The 17829-nt window shown below is 72.4% G+C and carries 11 protein-coding genes; 9 read left to right on the forward strand and 2 right to left on the reverse strand.

Going from position 1 to position 17829, the window contains the following annotated elements; genetic code table 11:
• The first annotated feature begins 123 nt into the window (after positions 1-123).
• The 3 genes from OG444_RS28195 to hflX all read left to right on the forward strand — a co-directional run bounded on the left by OG444_RS28195 (position 124) and on the right by hflX (position 5648).
• Complete coding sequence (locus OG444_RS28195) at positions 124-2205, forward strand: RelA/SpoT family protein (RefSeq protein ID WP_327264797.1); 2082 nt, start codon at positions 124-126, stop codon at positions 2203-2205.
• Positions 2206-2497: 292 nt separating this feature from the next.
• Positions 2498-3997, forward strand: a complete 1500-nt coding sequence (locus OG444_RS28200; protein ID WP_327264798.1) for a M1 family metallopeptidase — start codon at positions 2498-2500, stop codon at positions 3995-3997.
• Positions 3998-4142: 145 nt separating this feature from the next.
• Positions 4143-5648: a GTPase HflX gene (gene hflX / locus OG444_RS28205; protein WP_327264799.1), complete on the forward strand. Its 1506-nt coding sequence runs from the start codon at positions 4143-4145 to the stop codon at positions 5646-5648.
• A gap of 162 nt (positions 5649-5810) precedes the next feature.
• Here the strand turns inward: hflX and OG444_RS28210 are convergent, their stop codons facing one another.
• Positions 5811-6980 (reverse strand): trypsin-like serine peptidase, encoded by a 1170-nt coding sequence (locus tag OG444_RS28210; RefSeq protein ID WP_327264800.1) that lies wholly within the window; start codon positions 6978-6980, stop codon positions 5811-5813.
• Between the two features lie 188 nt (positions 6981-7168).
• Here OG444_RS28210 and OG444_RS28215 point away from each other — a divergent pair, with 188 nt between their 5' ends.
• From OG444_RS28215 to OG444_RS28235, 5 genes are all read left to right on the forward strand, one after another.
• Entirely contained in the window at positions 7169-8647 is a 1479-nt protein-coding gene (locus tag OG444_RS28215; RefSeq protein WP_327264801.1) for a diaminobutyrate--2-oxoglutarate transaminase family protein, read from the forward strand.
• A 22-nt stretch (positions 8648-8669) separates the two neighbouring features.
• Complete coding sequence (locus tag OG444_RS28220; protein ID WP_327264802.1) at positions 8670-10931, forward strand: IucA/IucC family protein; 2262 nt, start codon at positions 8670-8672, stop codon at positions 10929-10931.
• A 32-nt stretch (positions 10932-10963) separates the two neighbouring features.
• Positions 10964-11689 carry a GNAT family N-acetyltransferase gene (locus OG444_RS28225; RefSeq protein WP_327264803.1) on the forward strand — a complete coding sequence of 242 codons (726 nt, stop codon included), beginning with the start codon at positions 10964-10966 and terminating at the stop codon, positions 11687-11689.
• A 99-nt stretch (positions 11690-11788) separates the two neighbouring features.
• Positions 11789-13807, forward strand: coding sequence for an IucA/IucC family siderophore biosynthesis protein (locus OG444_RS28230; protein WP_327264804.1), 2019 nt, complete (start codon positions 11789-11791; stop codon positions 13805-13807).
• 52 nt (positions 13808-13859) lie between these two features.
• The gene (locus OG444_RS28235; RefSeq protein ID WP_327264805.1) at positions 13860-15830 is read left to right on the forward strand and encodes an ATP-dependent DNA helicase; all 1971 of its coding nucleotides are present in this window, start codon (positions 13860-13862) and stop codon (positions 15828-15830) included.
• 134 nt (positions 15831-15964) lie between these two features.
• Here the strand turns inward: OG444_RS28235 and lexA are convergent, their stop codons facing one another.
• Complete coding sequence (lexA, locus tag OG444_RS28240; RefSeq protein ID WP_327264806.1) at positions 15965-16765, reverse strand: transcriptional repressor LexA; 801 nt, start codon at positions 16763-16765, stop codon at positions 15965-15967.
• A gap of 469 nt (positions 16766-17234) precedes the next feature.
• On the opposite strand from lexA, the gene nrdR reads away from it, so the two are divergent.
• Positions 17235-17747 carry a transcriptional regulator NrdR gene (gene nrdR / locus OG444_RS28245; RefSeq protein WP_327264807.1) on the forward strand — a complete coding sequence of 171 codons (513 nt, stop codon included), beginning with the start codon at positions 17235-17237 and terminating at the stop codon, positions 17745-17747.
• The last annotated feature ends 82 nt before the right edge of the window (positions 17748-17829 follow it).

A 17829-nucleotide genomic window follows, 5' to 3' on the forward strand; every position in this document is an offset into this window, starting at 1 on the left:
TGATCCGTTTCACGCTGAGCGAGAGGTGGACTGCGCCACGTGGTGGGGTCGGTAACATCAGGCACCGGCCCTGAGGGCTCACCCCATGCCCGCCACCGCCGGTCGAAGCCGCCGGAGGTGCCCATGAGTGCAGAGGCCACGAACCCCGAAGCACACCCCGAAGCGCGCCCTGAGCTCCGCAGACGTGGGCGGACCAGGCTCGATCTGCGCCGTCTCGGGCGTGCGGCCCTGCTCGGGCCGACGTCCAGGGACAGGCTCCCGGACGCCATCGGACACGTCGCCGAGGCGCATCGCGCCCACCATCCGGACGCTGATTTGTCCATTCTGCGCCGCGCGTACCTCCTCGCGGAGACCTCGCACCGCGGCCAGATGCGAAAAAGTGGTGAGCCGTACATCACACATCCACTCGCCGTCACCCTGATCCTCGCCGAACTCGGCGCCGAGACAACCACCTTGACGGCCTCTCTGCTCCACGACACCGTCGAGGACACCGACGTGACCCTCGACCAGGTCCGGGCGGAGTTCGGCGACGAGGTCTGTTTCATCGTCGACGGCGTCACCAAGGTGGAGAAGATCGACTACGGCGCCGCCGCCGAACCCGAGACCTTCCGCAAGATGCTCGTCGCCACCGGCAACGACGTCCGCGTCATGTCCATCAAACTCGCCGACCGGCTGCACAACATGCGCACCCTGGGCGTGATGCGCCCCGAGAAGCAGGCGCGCATCGCCAAGGTCACCCGCGACGTCCTCATCCCGCTGGCCGAGCGGCTGGGCGTCCAGGCCCTCAAGACCGAGCTGGAAGACCTCGTCTTCGCGATCCTGCACCCCGAGGAGTACGAGAGCACCCGCGCGCTCATCGCCGCCCACGCGGGCGAGAGCGACCCCCTGCCGGCCATCGCCGACTCCGTGCGCGGCGTGCTGCGCGACGCCGGCATCGCCGCCGAAGTACAGGTACGGCCACGGCACTTCGTCTCCGTGCACCGCATCGCCCGCACCCGCGGCGAGCTGCGCGGCTCCGACTTCGGCCGCGTCCTCGTCCTCGTCGGCGAGAACGCCGACTGCTACGCCGTGCTCGGCGAACTCCACACCTGCTTCACCCCGGTCATCTCGGAGTTCAAGGACTTCATCGCCACCCCGAAGTTCAACCTGTACCAGTCGCTGCACACCGCCGTCGCCACGCCCGAGGGCTACGTCGCCGAGGTCATCGTGCGGACCCGGCAGATGCACCGCGTGGCCGAGGCCGGCGTGGTCGCCCTCGGCAATCCGTACGCCACCGCGACTCCCGACGCGGCCGCCGACCCGGACGAGGAGCGCGTGGACCCCACGCGGCCCGGCTGGCTGTCCCGGCTGCTCGACTGGCAGCAGTCCGCGCCCGACCCCGACACCTTCTGGACCGTGCTCCGGGCGGAGCTGGCCCAGGACCGGGAGATCACCGTGTTCCGGGCCGACGGGGGCACCCTGGGCCTGCCGGCCGGCGCGAGCTGTATCGACGCCGCCTACGCGCAGCACGGCGAGGCGGCCCACGGCTGTATCGGCGCCCGGGTCAACGGGCGCCTCACCTCCCTGTCCTCCCCGCTGTCCGACGGGGACACCCTTCAGCTGCTGCTCGCGCAGGACGCCTCCTCCGGACCCGCCGTCGAGTGGCTGGACCACGCGCGGACCCCCGCCGCCCGGATCGCCATCAGCAGCTGGCTCGAATCCCATCCCGACCGGGCCATGGCCACGACCTCCGCCGCCCGGGCGCCGCTGTCGGTGGTCGGGGCCCGCGGCGGCGGGGGCAACGCGGTCGCGGATCTGCCGGACGCCACCGTGCGCCTGGCCGGGTGCTGCACCCCGGTGCCGCCCGACGCCGTCGCCGGCTTCCTGGTCCGCGGCGGGGCCGTCACCGTGCACCGCATCCACTGCGCCGCGGTGGCACAGATGCGCGCGGTCGGGCGCACCTCCGTGGCCGTGCACTGGCGGGCCACGGCGGACTGCCGGGTCACCCTGCTCGCTGAATCGTTCGGCCGCCCGCACCTGCTGGCCGACCTGACCGAGGCCATCGCCCGTGAGGGGGTCGAGGTGGTCTCCGCGACCGTGGAGCCCCCGGTCGAGCAGCGGGTCCGGCACAGCTACACCCTGCAGCTGCCCGACGCGGCCGGGCTGCCGGCGCTGATGCGGGCGATGCGGGACGTGCCGGGCGTGTACGACGTCAGCCGGGTGTAGCCGGGCCGGTCGGACTGCGGTCTGTCAGCCGGTCAGGCCAGTCGCTCGGACTGCCCGTCGGTGGGTCGGTCAGCCGGTCGCTCGGACTGCCCGTCGGTGGGTCGGTCAGCCGGTCGCTCGGACTGCCGGCCGTGGGTCGGTCAGCCGTCGGCCCGCAGCGGTCGCGACGCCGGCCCGGCGCGGTCGTGGCGTCAGCCCGGCGTAGGCCGGTACGGCTCCGGAAGGCCCCGTTCGGGTGGAACCGTCGCGCGTCGTACGCGGCCGCGTGGCGGGCGCTGGTAAGCGGTGGTGGATGCAGCTCTCCTCCCCCCGCCTGCGCGCCGCCCTGCTCGCCGCGGCCTCCCTCACCCTCGTCGCCGCCGTACTGCCCCCGCCGACGGCGTTGGGCATCGGCGACCGGCTCTTCCCGGAGCTCGGGAACCCCGGCTACGACGTCCTCTCGTACGACCTGTCCTTCGCCTACAAGGACAATCTGAGCCCCCTCGACGCGGTCACCGTCATCGACGCCCGGGCCACGGAGCGGCTGGAGCGCATCAACCTGGACTTCACCCACGGCAAGGTGGCGTCCGCCGAGGTCAACGGGGAGCCGGCGCAGTTCGACAGCGTGGGGGAGGACCTCGTACTGACGCCCGCGCGCGCGGTGGCCGGCAACATGCCCCTGCGGATCACCATTCGGCACACCAGCGACCCGCGCGGACGCGGGGACGGCGGCTGGGTGCCCACGGAGGACGGCCTGGCCATGGCCAACCAGGCGGACGCCGCGCACCGCGTCTTCCCTTGCAACGACCACCCCGCCGACAAGGCGTTCTTCACCTTCCGGATCACCGCCCCGGCCGGTCTCACGGCCGTCGCCAACGGCGAGCCGGTGGCCCCCGCCCTGCGGCTCGGCCCCACCACGACCTGGACGTACCGGACCCGGCACCCCATGGCCACCGAGCTGGCCCAGGTCTCGGTGGGCCGCTCCGAGGTCGTGCACGGCACCGGACCGCACGGGCTGCCGCTGCGCGACGTGGTGCCCGCCCAGGACCGGCAGCGGTTGGACCCCTGGCTGAAGAAGACCGCGGGACACATCGAATGGATGGAGGAGCGGGTCGGCCGCTACCCCTTCGAGAACTACGGGGTGCTGATCGCGCGGGCGACGACCGGCTTCGAGCTGGAGACGCAGACCCTCTCGCTGTTCGAGAGCAATCTGTTCTCGGGCGAGGGCTACCCCGACTGGTACGTCGAGTCCGTGATGGTCCACGAGCTCGCCCACCAGTGGTTCGGTGACAGCGTCACCCCGCGGACCTGGTCCGACCTGTGGCTGAACGAGGGACACGCCACCTGGTACGAGGCCCTGTACGCGGACGGACTCGGCAAGTACTCCCTGGAGCGGCGCATGCGCGAGGCGTACCAGCGCTCCGACCAGTGGCGGGCGGCGGGCGGCCCCCCGGCCGCCCCGAAGGCCGCCGCGCCCGGCGAGAAGATCGGTCTGTTCCGGCCGGTGGTCTACGACGGGTCCGCGCTGATCCTCTACGCGCTGCGGCAGGAGATCGGCGCCCCGGCCTTCGACCGCATCGAGCGCCGCTGGGTCACGGAGAACCGGGACGGGGTCGCGGGCACGGCCGACTTCGTACGTCTGGCCTCGCAGGAGGCGGGCCGGGACCTCACGGCCTTCCTGCAGCCCTGGCTGTACGGGACCACGACCCCGCCGATGCCGGGGCACCCGGAGTGGAGCGGGAAGGCGGCCGCCGGGCAGGCCTCCGGCGGCAGAGCGGCCTCCGGGCAGGCCGCCCCCGGCAAGGGCGCGTAGGGCGGGAAGGCCCGATAAAGCGTGTGACCGGCGAGGAGCGGGCATGTCACCATCGACGGGGCCGCGCGGGGAATCCCCCGGCGGTGTGACACGTTGGACGTGACAGTTAACGTGGCACTGCTATTCGAATCGACGTAAGGATCCAATGACCTCCTCTTCTTCCCCTTCCCAGGACGAGCGGGACGCACAGGACGTGCGGGACTCGCAGAGCTTCACCGAGAGCCTTCGGGCCGATGCCCTGATGGAAGAGGACGTCGCCTGGAGCCACGAGATCGACGGAGACCGGGACGGCGAGCAGCTCGAACGCTCCGAGCGCGCGGCCCTGCGCCGCGTGGTCGGCCTCTCCACCGAGCTCGAAGACGTCACCGAGGTCGAGTACCGGCAGCTGCGCCTCGAGCGCGTCGTGCTCGTCGGTGTCTGGACCTCCGGCACGGTGAACGACGCGGAGAACTCCCTCGCGGAGCTCGCCGCGCTCGCCGAGACCGCGGGTGCCCTCGTACTCGACGGCGTGATCCAGCGCCGTGACAAGCCGGACCCGGCCACCTTCATCGGTTCGGGCAAGGCGCGCGAGCTGCGTGACATCGTCATGGAGAGCGGCGCCGACACCGTCGTCTGCGACGGTGAGCTCAGCCCCGGCCAGCTCATCGCGCTCGAGGACGTCGTCAAGGTCAAGGTGGTCGACCGGACCGCCCTGATCCTCGACATCTTCGCCCAGCACGCCAAGTCCCGAGAGGGCAAGGCGCAGGTCGCGCTCGCGCAGATGCAGTACATGCTGCCGCGGCTGCGTGGCTGGGGTGCCTCGCTGTCCCGGCAGATGGGTGGCGGCGGCGGTGGCGGCATGGCCACCCGAGGCCCCGGTGAGACCAAGATCGAGACCGACCGGCGACGGATCCGCGAAAAGATGGCGAAGATGCGCCGGGAGATCGCGGAGATGAAGACCGGCCGTGACATCAAGCGGCAGGAACGGCGCCGCAACAAGGTGCCCTCGGTCGCCATCGCCGGCTATACCAACGCGGGCAAGTCCTCGCTGCTCAACCGCCTCACGGGCGCGGGCGTGCTGGTGGAGAACGCACTGTTCGCCACCCTCGACCCGACCGTGCGCCGGGCCGAGACGCCGAGCGGCCGGATCTACACCCTGGCCGACACGGTCGGCTTTGTCCGGCACCTGCCCCACCACCTGGTCGAGGCCTTCCGCTCCACGATGGAAGAGGTCGGCGACTCCGACCTCATCCTGCACATCGTGGACGGTTCGCACCCGGCGCCGGAGGAGCAGCTGGCGGCGGTACGCGAGGTGATCCGCGAGGTCGGCGCGGTGAACGTGCCCGAGATCGTCGTGATCAACAAGGCGGACGCCGCGGATCCGCTCGTCCTGCAGCGGCTGCTGCGGATCGAGCGGCACTCGATCGCCGTCTCGGCGCGCACGGGCATGGGCATCGAGGAGCTCCTCGCGCTCATCGACTCCGAGCTGCCGCGGCCCGAGGTCGAGGTGGAGGCCATGGTGCCGTACACCCGCGGCTCGCTGGTGGCCAAGGCGCACGCCGAGGGCGAGGTGATCTCCGAGGAGCACACCCCGGACGGCACCCTGCTCAAGGCGCGGGTCCACCAGGAACTGGCGGCGGACCTGGCGCCGTACGCGCTCGCGAAGCGCTGAGCACCGGTTTGACGGTGTGACGACGGAGGCCCCCCTGCACCGCAGGGGGGCCTCCGTCGTCGGTCCGGGCTCCGGCTCCGACTCCAGTTCGGGCTATGGCTTCGGGCTCTGGCTACGGCTTGAGCTCCGGTGCCCGGTCATGCGCGCGCAGTGCGGCAGGGGTTACTTGAACTTGCCGCTGACGGCGTCGAAGACGCCCTTCGCCTCCGGACCCAGCCGCGGTCCGGCGAGCCAGCCCGCCTTGGCCGGGCCGATCGAGGTGTTCGACACCAGTGCCGGCCTGCCGTCGGCGCCCGCCGCGACCCAGCCGCCGCCCGAGGAACCGCCGGTCATCGTGCAGCCGATGCGGTACATCACCGGGTCGTTCGCCTTCAGGGAGAGCCGGCCCGGCCTGTCCGTGCACTGGAAGGCGCGCTGACCGTCGAACGGAGCCGCCGCCGGGTAGCCCGTCGCCGTGATGCCCGCGACCTTCGGCACGGCCTGGGCGTTGAACTCCACGGGGAGCGCCGAACCGACCGTCTCCTCCAGCGACTTGCCGCTGCCCTTCTCGGGCGTCACGTGCAGCACGGCGAAGTCGTACGGGGCACCCGCGCCGCCGGTCGGACCGCCGGTCGCGATCCACTGGTCGGAGGTCTGCGCCCAGTCGCTCCACCAGACGCCGAACGGGGCCACCTGCGAACGGGGCGCGCCCTTGAGCTGCGCCGCCGGCTTGCCCGCGTTGTTGTAGGACGGGACGAAGGCGATGTTGCGGTACCAGCCGCCGGCCTTGCCCGCGTGCACGCAGTGGCCCGCAGTCCAGACCATGTTCGACTTGCCGGGGCGGGCCGGGTCCTTGACCACGGTCGCGGAGCAGACCATGGAGCCCTCGGGGCCGTCGAAGAAGACCTTGCCGGACTCCGGAACGCTCCGGTTGTAGGGCGCGGTGGCCTGCTTGGCCGTCACCGGCACCGGAGTCGGGTCGGTGACGCCCTGGTCCTTGCCCGCGTCCGGGTCGACGGAGGGACGCTGGGGCTGCTCGGCGTCACGCATGCGGTCGGGGTCCCAGAGGTCCTCGATGATCGGGTTGACGTAGTCGCCCGCCTCGCGGAGCCAGTCCTCTCTCTTCCAGTTCTTCCACTCACCCCCCTTCCACTTCTCCAGGTCGATTCCGTGCTCCTTGAGCTTGTCCTTGAGCTGGTCCGGGATCTTGATCCCGTCCTGGCCGGGAAGGCTCGCCGCGACGGTCGGCTTGGCGTCGCCGCCGGCCTCCCCGTCGCCGGGGCCGCAGGCAGCCGCGGTCAGCGCGAGCGTGGCCGCGCACACTATCGCGGTGACCGGTCGGTTCCGTCGCATGTCTTTCGTCCCCCTGGGAGTTCGAGGAGTGGATGCAGCTCACCACTATGCCGCTGTCGCCGAGGACGACACAGCCCGGGGCCGTGGTTCCTGACGCTCGTCCCTTGAGGAACAAGGATCTTGAGCCGACCCGTGATCGGTCGCCGTCACCGTCGTTGGTACGTACGGGGGATGGGGGAGCAGCGTTCATGTTCGAGACGCAATCCGGAAGAGCAATCAGTGCGGGAGGACCGACACTCGTGGCTGTCACCGAGCCGGCCGCGGCGGCGGCCGCGGCAGAGATCCCGCCGCAAGTGCCGCCGCAGGGGAACCGGGTGGCCGGTCCGGGCGGCCCGGGCGGGCGCGGTGCCCCGACCGGCGCCCCGGCCGGTACGGAAGTCCCCGAGGGCATCCTGCGCAGGCAGGCGCAGCGCGAGTCCGCGGCGCGGACGTACGCGCGCTCCCTGCCCATCGTCCCGGTGCGGGCCCGCGGACTGACCATCGAGGGCGCCGACGGCCGCCGTTACCTCGACTGCCTCTCCGGTGCAGGCACGCTCGCCCTCGGACACAACCACCCGGTGGTGCTCGAAGCCATCAGGGGAGTCCTCGACTCGGGGGCCCCGCTGCACGTGCTGGACCTCGCGACCCCGGTCAAGGACGGCTTCACCACCGAGCTGTTCGCCAACCTGCCGCCCGCGCTGGCCGCCGACGCCCGCATCCAGTTCTGCGGCCCGGCCGGTACGGACGCGGTCGAGGCCGCCCTCAAACTGGTGCGCACCGCGACCGGCCGCCCCGGGCTGCTCGCCTTCACCGGGGCCTACCACGGCATGACCGCCGGGGCCCTGGACGCCTCCGGTGGCGCACCGGAGGTACGGGTGACCCGGCTGCCGTACCCGCAGGACCTGCGCTGCCCGTTCGGCGTGGGCGGTCCCGAGGGCGCCGAACTGTCCGCGCGCTGGACAGAGAACCTGCTGGACGACCCGAAGGGCGGGGTGCCCGCCCCCGCCGGCATGATCGTCGAACCCGTGCAGGGCGAGGGCGGCGTGATCCCCGCCCCGGACAGCTGGCTGCGCCGGATGCGCGAGATCACCGCGGCGCGGGGGATCCCGCTGATCGCGGACGAGGTGCAGACCGGGGTCGGCCGGACCGGCGCCTTCTGGGGGGTCGACCACAGCGGGGTCGTGCCCGACGTGATGGTCCTCTCGAAGGCGATCGGCGGAAGCCTGCCGCTCGCGGTGATCGTGTACCGGGCCGAGCTGGACGTCTGGGCCCCCGGGGCGCACGCGGGCACCTTCCGCGGCAACCAGCTCGCCATGGCCGCCGGTACCGCCACGCTCGCCTTCGTACGCGAGAACCGGCTCGCCGAGCGCGCCGCCGTGCTGGGGGAGCGGATGCTGGCGGCCCTGCGGGGCCTGGCCTGCGGCCACCCCTGCATCGGGGACGTACGGGGCCGGGGCCTGATGATCGGCGTCGAACTCGTCGATCCCGACACCGGGGACGCCGCACCGGCCCTGGCCGCCGCCGTCCGCCAGGAGTGCCTGGACCGCGGCCTGATCGTCGAACTCGGCGGCCGCCACGGCGCCGTGGTCCGCCTCCTTCCCCCGCTGACCCTGACCGACGAGCAGGCCGCGGCGGTCCTCGACCGTCTCGCCGACGCCATTCCGGCCGCCGCCCGCCGGACCCACTGACCCGCACCCCCGAGGACCCGCGATGGCAGACCCGCACCAGTCCACGCCCACCACCGAGACCCAGCCGGACCCCACACCCGCGGCCGCGGTTCCCGACCGCCCCGCCCCACCGTCGGAGCCGGCCCAACCGCACCCGCAGCTGGTTCCGCTGCCGGACCCCGGAGCCGCCGCCCCGGGGCAGCCGTCATCGCCGTCGGGCACCGCGGCCCCCGTACGGGAATCCGCCGAGCTGCCGTCCCCGCAGCCCCGGCCGGACGTGCCCGAGGCGAAGGGCCCGGAACGTACGGTCACCTCGCCTCCCCGGCCCCTGCCCGCCGGGGAGGCACCGACGCCGCCCCCGCCCCCGGCCGCCACGCCGGACCACGCCGCCGGCGCCATCGCGGGGCACGCGCCGACGGGCCCGGCGGGCATGTCCGCCGCCGCACCGGCCGAGCAGTTCCCCGCGACCGCCAACGGTGCAACGGCCACCGTGCCCCGGCAGAAGGACGGCACGCCCCGGCCCCGCCTCGGGTGGACGAGCCCCCTGCGGCTGGAGCCGACCACACTGCCCGACCTCCTGAACCACCCCGACCCGGCCGTCGCCGCCGAGGCAGCGTCGGTGGAGAACCTGCTCCGCTGCTGGGTCCGGGAATCCGGACTCGGCCGCCCCGACGGCCCCGCCGGAAGCCCCCTGCGCATCCCCCTTCCCGCCTCCGGTACCGCCCTGCTCGTCCCCGTCCGCCACTGGTCCCACTCCGGCTGGCACCGCTTCGGTGCCGTCCGGCTCGAAGGCACGACCGCCGCCGCGCCCCCGCTCGACGCCGTCACCGTCGCCGCGCTCATCGCCCGTGAGGGCTCGAGCGGAGGCCGCGGCGCCGCCGACCTCGTCGGCCGGGTGGCCGACTCGGTCCGCCGTACCGCCGAGTTCATCGCCGACCGGCGAGAACGCCCCACCGGCCCGGCACCCGTCAGAGGGGACCGCTTCCTCACCGCCGAACAGTCACTCCTGCTCGGCCACCCCCTCCAGCCCGACCCGAAGAGCCGCGAAGGACTCTCCGAGGCCGAAGCGCGCCGCTACTCACCCGAACTCCACGGCTCCTTCCCCCTGCACTGGTTCGCGATCGCCCCCGCCGCCCTCGCGAGCGAATCGGCCTGGACCGAGAGCGGCCGCCCCGTCTCCGCACCACAGCTCCTCGGCCGACTCGCTCCCGGGCTCCCCCTGCCCCACGGCACCACCCCTCTTCCCCTGCACCCCTGGCAGGCCCGCGACCTGCTCCAGCGCCCCGCCGTCACCGCCCTCCGCGACGCGGGACTCCTGCACGACCTGGGCCCGCACGGCGAGCCCTGGTACCCCACCTCCTCCGTCCGCACCGTCCACCGCCCGGGCGCCCCCGCGATGCTCAAGCTCTCCCTGGGCCTGCGCATCACCAACTCCCGCCGCGAGAACCTCCGCAAGGAACTCCACCGCGGCGTCGAGGTGCACCGGCTGCTCCGCACCGGCCTCGCCGAGCAGTGGCAGGCATCCCACCCCCGCTTCGACATCGTCCGCGACCCCGCCTGGGTCGCCGTCGACGCCCCGGACGGCACACCCGTCCCAGGCCTCGACGCCCTGCTGCGCCACAACCCCTTCCGCCCGGGCGACGACCCCGTCTGCATCGCCGCACTCACCGCTCCCCGCCCGTGGCCCGGCCGGACCACCATGAGCTCCCGCCTCGCCGAACTCGTCACCGGCCTCGCCACCGCCACCGGACACAGCACGTCCGCCGTCGCCGCCGAGTGGTTCCTGCGCTATCTCGACCACGTGGTCCTGCCGGTCCTCGCCTTCGACGCGCTCGCCGGTATCGCCCTCGAAGCGCACCAGCAGAACACCCTGGTGCTCCTCGACCCGGCCGGCTGGCCGACCGGCGGCCGCTACCGCGACAACCAGGGCTACTACTTCCGCGAATCCCGCCGCACGGAACTGGAGCACCGGCTCCCCGGCATCGGAAGCGCCAGCGACACCTTCGTCTCCGACGCCGTCACCGACGAACGCTTCGCCTACTACCTCGGCATCAACAACGTGCTCGGCCTCATCGGAGCCTTCGGATCCCAGCGACTCGCGGACGAACGCGTCCTCCTCGCCGCCTTCCGCCGCTTCCTCGCCAAGGCCGCAGGCCTCGGCCCGCTCCCCACCCGGCTCCTCGACTCACCCACCCTGCGCTGCAAGGCGAATCTCCTCACCCGCCTCGGCGGACTCGACGAGCTGGTCGGCCCCGTCGACACCCAGTCCGTCTACGTCACCATCACCAACCCCCTTCACGATTGACGCGTCGGCGCCGACGCGGAGAAGAGCCCCCGATGCGCTCCACCGACACCACAGCCCCCGCCGCCGGATCAGTCCGCGACGCCCGTGACCCCCGCGCCGCCACCGGCGTCGCGGAAGGATCCGAAGGAAGGCGCGAACGGCGCGTGCCGCGCCTCGACGCCACCCTGTTGCCGCTGCTCGCCGAGGCCGACCTGCTCGACTCCCCCGCCACCTGGGGCAGCGTCACCACACCCGTCGGAGCCTTCCGCCTCGAACCCGTACGGCCGGTCCGTGACCTGGAGCTCCTCACCGGCTGGATGAACGACACCGAGGTGGCCGCCTACTGGGAGCTCGCCGGCCCCGCCGCGGTCACCGCCGCGCACCTGTCGGCCCAGCTCGACGGCGACGGCCGCAGCATCCCCTGCCTCGGCCTCCTCGACGGCACGCCGATGAGCTACTGGGAGATCTACCGGGCCGACCTCGACCCGCTCTCCGGGCACTACCCGGCGCGCCCCCACGACACGGGTATCCACCTGCTCATCGGAGACGGCACGAACCGCGGCCGCGGACTGGGAACGGCTCTGCTGCGCGCCGTCGCCGACCTCGTCCTCGGCAACCGCCCCCGCTGCACACGCATCGTCGCGGAACCGGACATCCGCAACACCCCCTCCGTATCGGCCTTCCTGAGCTCTGGTTTCCGCTGTTACGCGGAAATCGACCTTCCCGAGAAGCGGGCCGCCCTGATGGTCCGGGAGCGGGTGCTGCGCAATCTCCTCTGAGTGCCGCCCCGCAAGCCCCGACCCTCGTCGGCAGCTTCGCACCTCTCACTTCGATAACTCTGCGTGACGAAGCAAAGTTCCCGATCACCGAGGAGCCCCGTGCCGAACTTCCCCACAGTCCCCGACGCGGCCGAACCGGCTGTGCCACCCTCACCCCAGCACCCGTGCACGCCGCCCGAACTCAACCGCACGACATGGGACTTCGCCGCTCGTCGGCTCCTCGCCAAGATGCTCGGCGAATTCGCCTACGAGGAGATCATCCGCCCCGTCCCCACCCCGGTCGCCGCCGGCGACGCCTGGACCCTCACCCTCGACGACGGCAGCATCCTCGGCTTCCGCGCCCGCCGCCGCTCGTACGGCAGCTGGCACGTCACCCCGGACACCATCACCCTCACCCCGCCGGCACCCCCGACGACCGGGCTGCCCTCGCCGACCGGGCTGCCCTCGCCGGCCGGACCGGCCTCGCCGGCCGGACCGGCCTCGCCGGCCGGACCGGCCTCGCCGGCCGGACCGGCCACGCCGACCGGACCGGCCTCGCCGGCCGGGCAGCCTTCATCGGCCGGGGCGGGAGACCTCGGGAACCCGACCGCCTTCGGCGACCCGTACTCCTTCCTCATCCGGGCCCGCACCCTCCTCGGCCTCGACGGACCCACCCTCGGCCACCTCGTCCGCGAACTGAGCGCCACCCTCGCCGCCGACGCCCGGCTCGACCACACCGCACTCACCGCCGACGTCCTCGCCGACCTCGACTACGCCTCCCTGGAAGGCCACCAGACCGGCCACCCCTGGCTCGTCCCCAACAAGGGCCGCATCGGACTCTCCGCCTCCGACACCGCGGCCTGGGCCCCCGAGGCCCGCACCCGCCAGCGGCTGCCCTGGCTCGCCGCCCACACCTCGCTCGCCACCTACCGCGGCACCGCCGGCCTGGAGGACCCCGCCCGCCTCTACACCGCCGAGCTCGGCCCCGTCACCCGCGCCACCTTCGACCAGTGCCTGCGCGACCGCGGCCTCGACCCGCTCCACTACCTCTATCTCCCGGTCCACCCCTGGCAGTGGGACGAGGTCGTCCTCCCCCTCTTCGCCCCCGCCCTCGCCTCCGGCGCGCTGGTGCCGCTCCCCGCGGATCCCGACGTACGGCTCCCGCAGCAGTCGGTCCGCACCTTCCTCAACCTCAGCCGACCCGACCGCCACAGCGTCAAACTCCCGCTGTCCGTCTTCAACACCATGGTCTGGCGCGGACTGCCCAGCGACCTCGCGCTCGCCGCCCCCGCCGTCACCGCCTGGATCCACTCCCTCCGCGACGGCGACCCCTTCCTCCGCGACAAATGCCGGGTCGTCCTCCTCGGCGAGGTCGCCTCCGTCTCCGTCCGCCACCCCGTCTACGACGTACTCCCCGAGGTCCCGTACCAGTACAAGGAGCTCCTCGGCGCGATCTGGCGCGAGCCGCTCACCGGCCTGCTGGCACCCGGCGAGCGTGCCCGCACGCTCGCCTCCCTGCTGCACACCGATCCGCGCGGCCGGTCCTTCACCGCCGAGCTCGTCGCCCGGTCCGGGCTGACACCCACCGTCTGGCTGCAGCGCCTCTTCGCCGCCCTCCTGCCCCCACTGCTCCACTTCCTCTACCGCTACGGCACCGTCTTCTCCCCGCACGGCGAGAACGCCGTCGTGATCTTCGACGAGCACGACGTGCCGGTCCGCCTCGCGGTCAAGGACTTCGTGGACGACGTCAACATCAGCGACGAACCGCTGCCCGAGCTGGCGTCCCTGCCCGACGAGGTCCGGGCGGTCCTGCTCACCGAGCCCGCCGACTTCCTGCCCCAGTTCATCCACTCCGGTCTCTTCGTCGGCGTCTTCCGGTACCTCTCGGCCCTGTGCGAGGACCGCCTGGGCGTCCCGGAGGACGAGTTCTGGTCGCTCGTACGGGCGGAGATCCTGCGCCACCAGGCCCGCTTCCCCGAGCTCAAGGACCGCTACGAGCTCTTCGACCTGCTCGGCGAACGCATCGGACGGCTCTGCCTCAACCGGAACCGGCTCTACGAGGACGGCTACCGCGACCGCGCCGACCGGCCGCACGCGGTGCAGCACGGCACCGTCCCCAACCCCTTGCACCGGCCATGATTCCTCGCCGGTGCGCTCGCTGTCAGTGCGGCCCCGTAGGGTTGGCAGTGCTATGACGAAGCCCTCCCTCCCCGACCTGCTGCACGCCGCCGTCTCCGCCGTCGGCGGTACGGAGCGCCCCGGCCAGGTGGCCATGGCCGAAGCCGTCGCCGAAGCGATCGACGACAACTCCCACCGGCTCATCCAGGCCGGTACCGGCACCGGCAAGTCCCTCGGCTACCTGGTGCCGGCCCTCGCCCACGGCGAGCGCGTGGTCGTCGCCACGGCGACCCTCGCCCTCCAGCGGCAGCTGGTCGAGCGCGACCTGCCCCGGACCGTGGACGCACTGCATCCGCAGCTGCGCCGCCGTCCGCAGTTCGCCATGCTCAAGGGCCGGTCCAACTACCTGTGCCTGCACCGCCTGCACGAGGGTGCTCCACAGGACGAGGAGGACGGCCTCTTCGACCAGTTCGAGGCGGCCGCTCCCACGAGCAAGCTCGGCCAGGACCTGCTGCGGATGCGCGACTGGGCGGACGAGACGGAGACCGGCGACCGCGACGACCTGACCCCGGGCGTCTCGGACAAGGCCTGGTCGCAGATCTCCGTCTCCTCACGCGAGTGCCTGGGTGCGACGAAGTGCGCGTACGGCGCCGAGTGCTTCGCGGAGGCCGCCCGCGAGCGGGCCAAGCTCGCGGACGTGGTCGTCACCAACCACGCACTGCTGGCCATCGACGCCATCGAGGGGGCCCCGGTGCTCCCGCAGCACGAGGTCCTGATCGTGGACGAGGCCCACGAGCTGGTCTCCCGGGTGACCGGGGTCGCCACCGGTGAGCTCACCCCGGGGCAGGTCAACCGTGCCGTGAAGCGTGCGGCCAAGCTGGTCGACGAGAAGACCGCCGACTCCCTGCAGACCGCCGCCGAATCCTTCGAGCGGGTCATGGAGCTGGCGCTCCCGGGCCGGCTGGAGCAGGTCCCCGAGGACCTGGGCTATGCGTTGATGTCCCTGCGGGACGCCGCACGCAATGTGATCTCGGCGATCGGTGCGACGCGGGACAAGTCCGTCCACGACGAGGACGCCGTGCGCAAGCAGGCGCTGGCCGCAGTGGAGAGCATCCACGGGGTGGCGGAGCGGATCACCAACGGCTCCGAGTACGACGTCGTCTGGTACGAGCGCCACGACCGCTTCGGCGCCACCCTCCGGGTCGCCCCGCTGTCGGTGTCCGGCCTGCTGCGCGAGAAGCTGTTCGAGGACCGCTCCGTGGTGCTGACCTCCGCCACCCTCAAGCTGGGCGGCGACTTCAACGGGGTCGCGGCCTCCCTGGGGCTGTCCCCCGAGGGCGTCGAGGGGGACGACGTCCCCGTCTGGCGGGGGCTCGACGTCGGCTCGCCCTTCGACTACCCGAAGCAGGGCATCCTCTACGTCGCCAAGCATCTGGCCACGCCGGGCCGCGAGGGAACCCGCGGCGACATGATGGACGAGCTCGCCGAGCTGATCGAGGCGGCCGGCGGCCGCACCCTCGGTCTCTTCTCCTCCATGCGCGGCGCCAAGGCGGCCGCCGAGGAACTGCGCGGCCGACTCGACAACCCGATCCTGCTCCAGGGCGAGGAAACCCTCGGCGAGCTGATCAAATCCTTCGCCGCCGACCCGAAGACCTGCCTGTTCGGGACGCTGTCCCTCTGGCAGGGCGTGGACGTGCCCGGCCCCAGCTGCCAGCTCGTGATCATGGACCGGATCCCGTTCCCGCGCCCCGACGACCCTCTGATGAGCGCCCGCCAGAAGTCGGTGGAGGAGCACGGCGGCAACGGCTTCATGGCCGTCGCGGCCACGCATGCCGCGCTGCTCATGGCCCAGGGTGCGGGTCGTCTCGTACGGGCCTCGGGTGACCGGGGTGTCGTGGCGGTCCTCGACCCCCGGCTGGCCACGGCCCGGTACGGGAGCTTCCTGCGGGCCACGCTGCCGGACTTCTGGTACACCACGGACCGCAACCAGGTCCGCCGCTCCCTGGCGGCGATCGACGCGACGGCCAAGGCCGACGGCAAGTAACCCGCGAGGCCTTCCGTCGTACGGCTCTCCCTGCTTCCGGGGCCGGCCGGCCGAGCCCGCCCGCCGGTCCCCGGGCATGAAACAACCCCCGGGACCGGCGCAGTGGATCCCGGGGGCTGAATGGGGGCGGCGGGTCAGACCCGGCGCAGTACCGCGACGACCTTGCCGAGGATGGTCGCCTCGTCGCCGGGGATCGGCTGGTAGGCGGCGTTGTGCGGGAGGAGCCAGACGTGGCCGTCCTCGCGCTTGAAACGCTTGACGGTGGCCTCGCCGTCGAGCATCGCGGCGACGATGTCGCCGTTCTCCGCGACGGGCTGGCGACGGACCGTGACCCAGTCGCCGTCACAGATGGCTGCCTCGATCATCGAGTCGCCGACGACCTTGAGGACGAAGAGCTCACCGTCACCGACCAGCTGGCGGGGGAGCGGGAACACGTCCTCGACCGACTCCTCGGCGAGGATCGGGCCGCCGGCCGCGATCCGGCCGACCAGGGGAACGTAGGAGGCGGCGGGCTTGCCCGTCGTGTCCGTGGGCTGCGAGCTCGGCTGGTCGGAGCCGCGCACCTCGTAGGCCCGGGGGCGGTGCGGGTCGCGGCGCAGGAAGCCCTTGCGCTCCAGGGCCATCAGCTGGTGGGCGACCGACGACGTGCTGGACAGGCCGACGGCCTGGCCGATCTCCCGCATGGACGGCGGGTAACCCCGCCGCTGGACGGAGTCGCGAATGACCTCGATGACCCTCCGCTGCCGGTCCGTGAGCCCGGAGCTGTCGGCGCGGATGCCTGGAGGTCGACCTGGCAGCGAGCGTGCGGGGCGTACTACGGGCTCCGCATCCGGGTTCAGGTTTGCGTCGTTCATGGCATGCACCGGCTCGAGTCGGCTCTGGCTCTGGGAGCGGTTCTGGGCAGTGATGGCGGCACTGTCTGCGGTGGTGGTCACGTCGGCCCCTCTCGAAATGTTCTCCCTAGCTGGACAACGGTAGTTGCTTTCGAAAGGTTGCGCCAAACACACGTTCGAGTGAAAAAACGCAGATCGTCCTTCGTGTGCATATCAAGAGGTGTATGGACGATCGGTTCGCCGAACGCGGGTTCGGCCCTGCATCCGCCGCTTACGGTACCCTTCCCGGTCGTATCGCCACCGTCCGGGCCCGTGTCCAGTGTGGCACCGGGAGGCCGCGCGTCCGCTCATCGGACGCCGCGACACGCGGGGTCGTAGAAATCCGCCACAACCCAAGATCTAGTGGTTGGATGAGCGCTGCCACCCAGAGGTTGTGGTCCTCGGGTCTTCCGTGGCCCCCGGCATCGCATATGCTGGTGGCTGCTGCACGAGCCCCCGACGGAGTCCGCCTCCGCCGTTCAGGGGCTCCGTGGGGTGATTCAGTCGTGCCAAGAGGGAGGGTGAGGGAACCATGCACTGCCCTTTCTGCAGGCACCCCGACAGCCGCGTCGTCGACAGCCGCACCACGGACGACGGCACGTCGATCCGCAGGCGCCGTCAGTGCCCCGACTGCTCCCGTCGCTTCACGACGGTGGAGACGGCCTCGCTGATGGTGATCAAGCGCAGCGGGGTGACGGAACCCTTCAGCCGTACCAAGGTCATCTCCGGCGTGCGCAAGGCGTGCCAGGGGCGGCCGGTCACCGAGGACGCCCTCGCCAAGCTCGGCCAGCGGGTCGAGGAGGCGGTGCGCGCCACCGGGAGTGCCGAGCTGACCACCCACGATGTGGGTCTGGCCATACTCGGCCCGTTGCAGGAGCTCGACCTGGTCGCGTACCTGCGCTTCGCGTCCGTTTACAAAGCTTTCGACACCCTTGAAGACTTCGAGACCGCCATCGCGGAACTCCGCGTGTCGCGGCCTCGCCCCGAAGAGTGCGAGCTCGCGGCGACCGCCCAGGTCCCCGTGCCCGCCTCCGCCGCCGACTAGCCGGACGTCCCGTGCCGCGGCGCTCACGCGCCGTGACACGGCCGGCTGATCAGGCGAAGAGACGTAGAGACAAGACACAGCA

Origin of the sequence: Streptomyces sp. NBC_01232 (genome assembly GCF_035989885.1) — a bacterium.
In the GTDB taxonomy this organism is placed as follows: domain Bacteria; phylum Actinomycetota; class Actinomycetes; order Streptomycetales; family Streptomycetaceae; genus Streptomyces.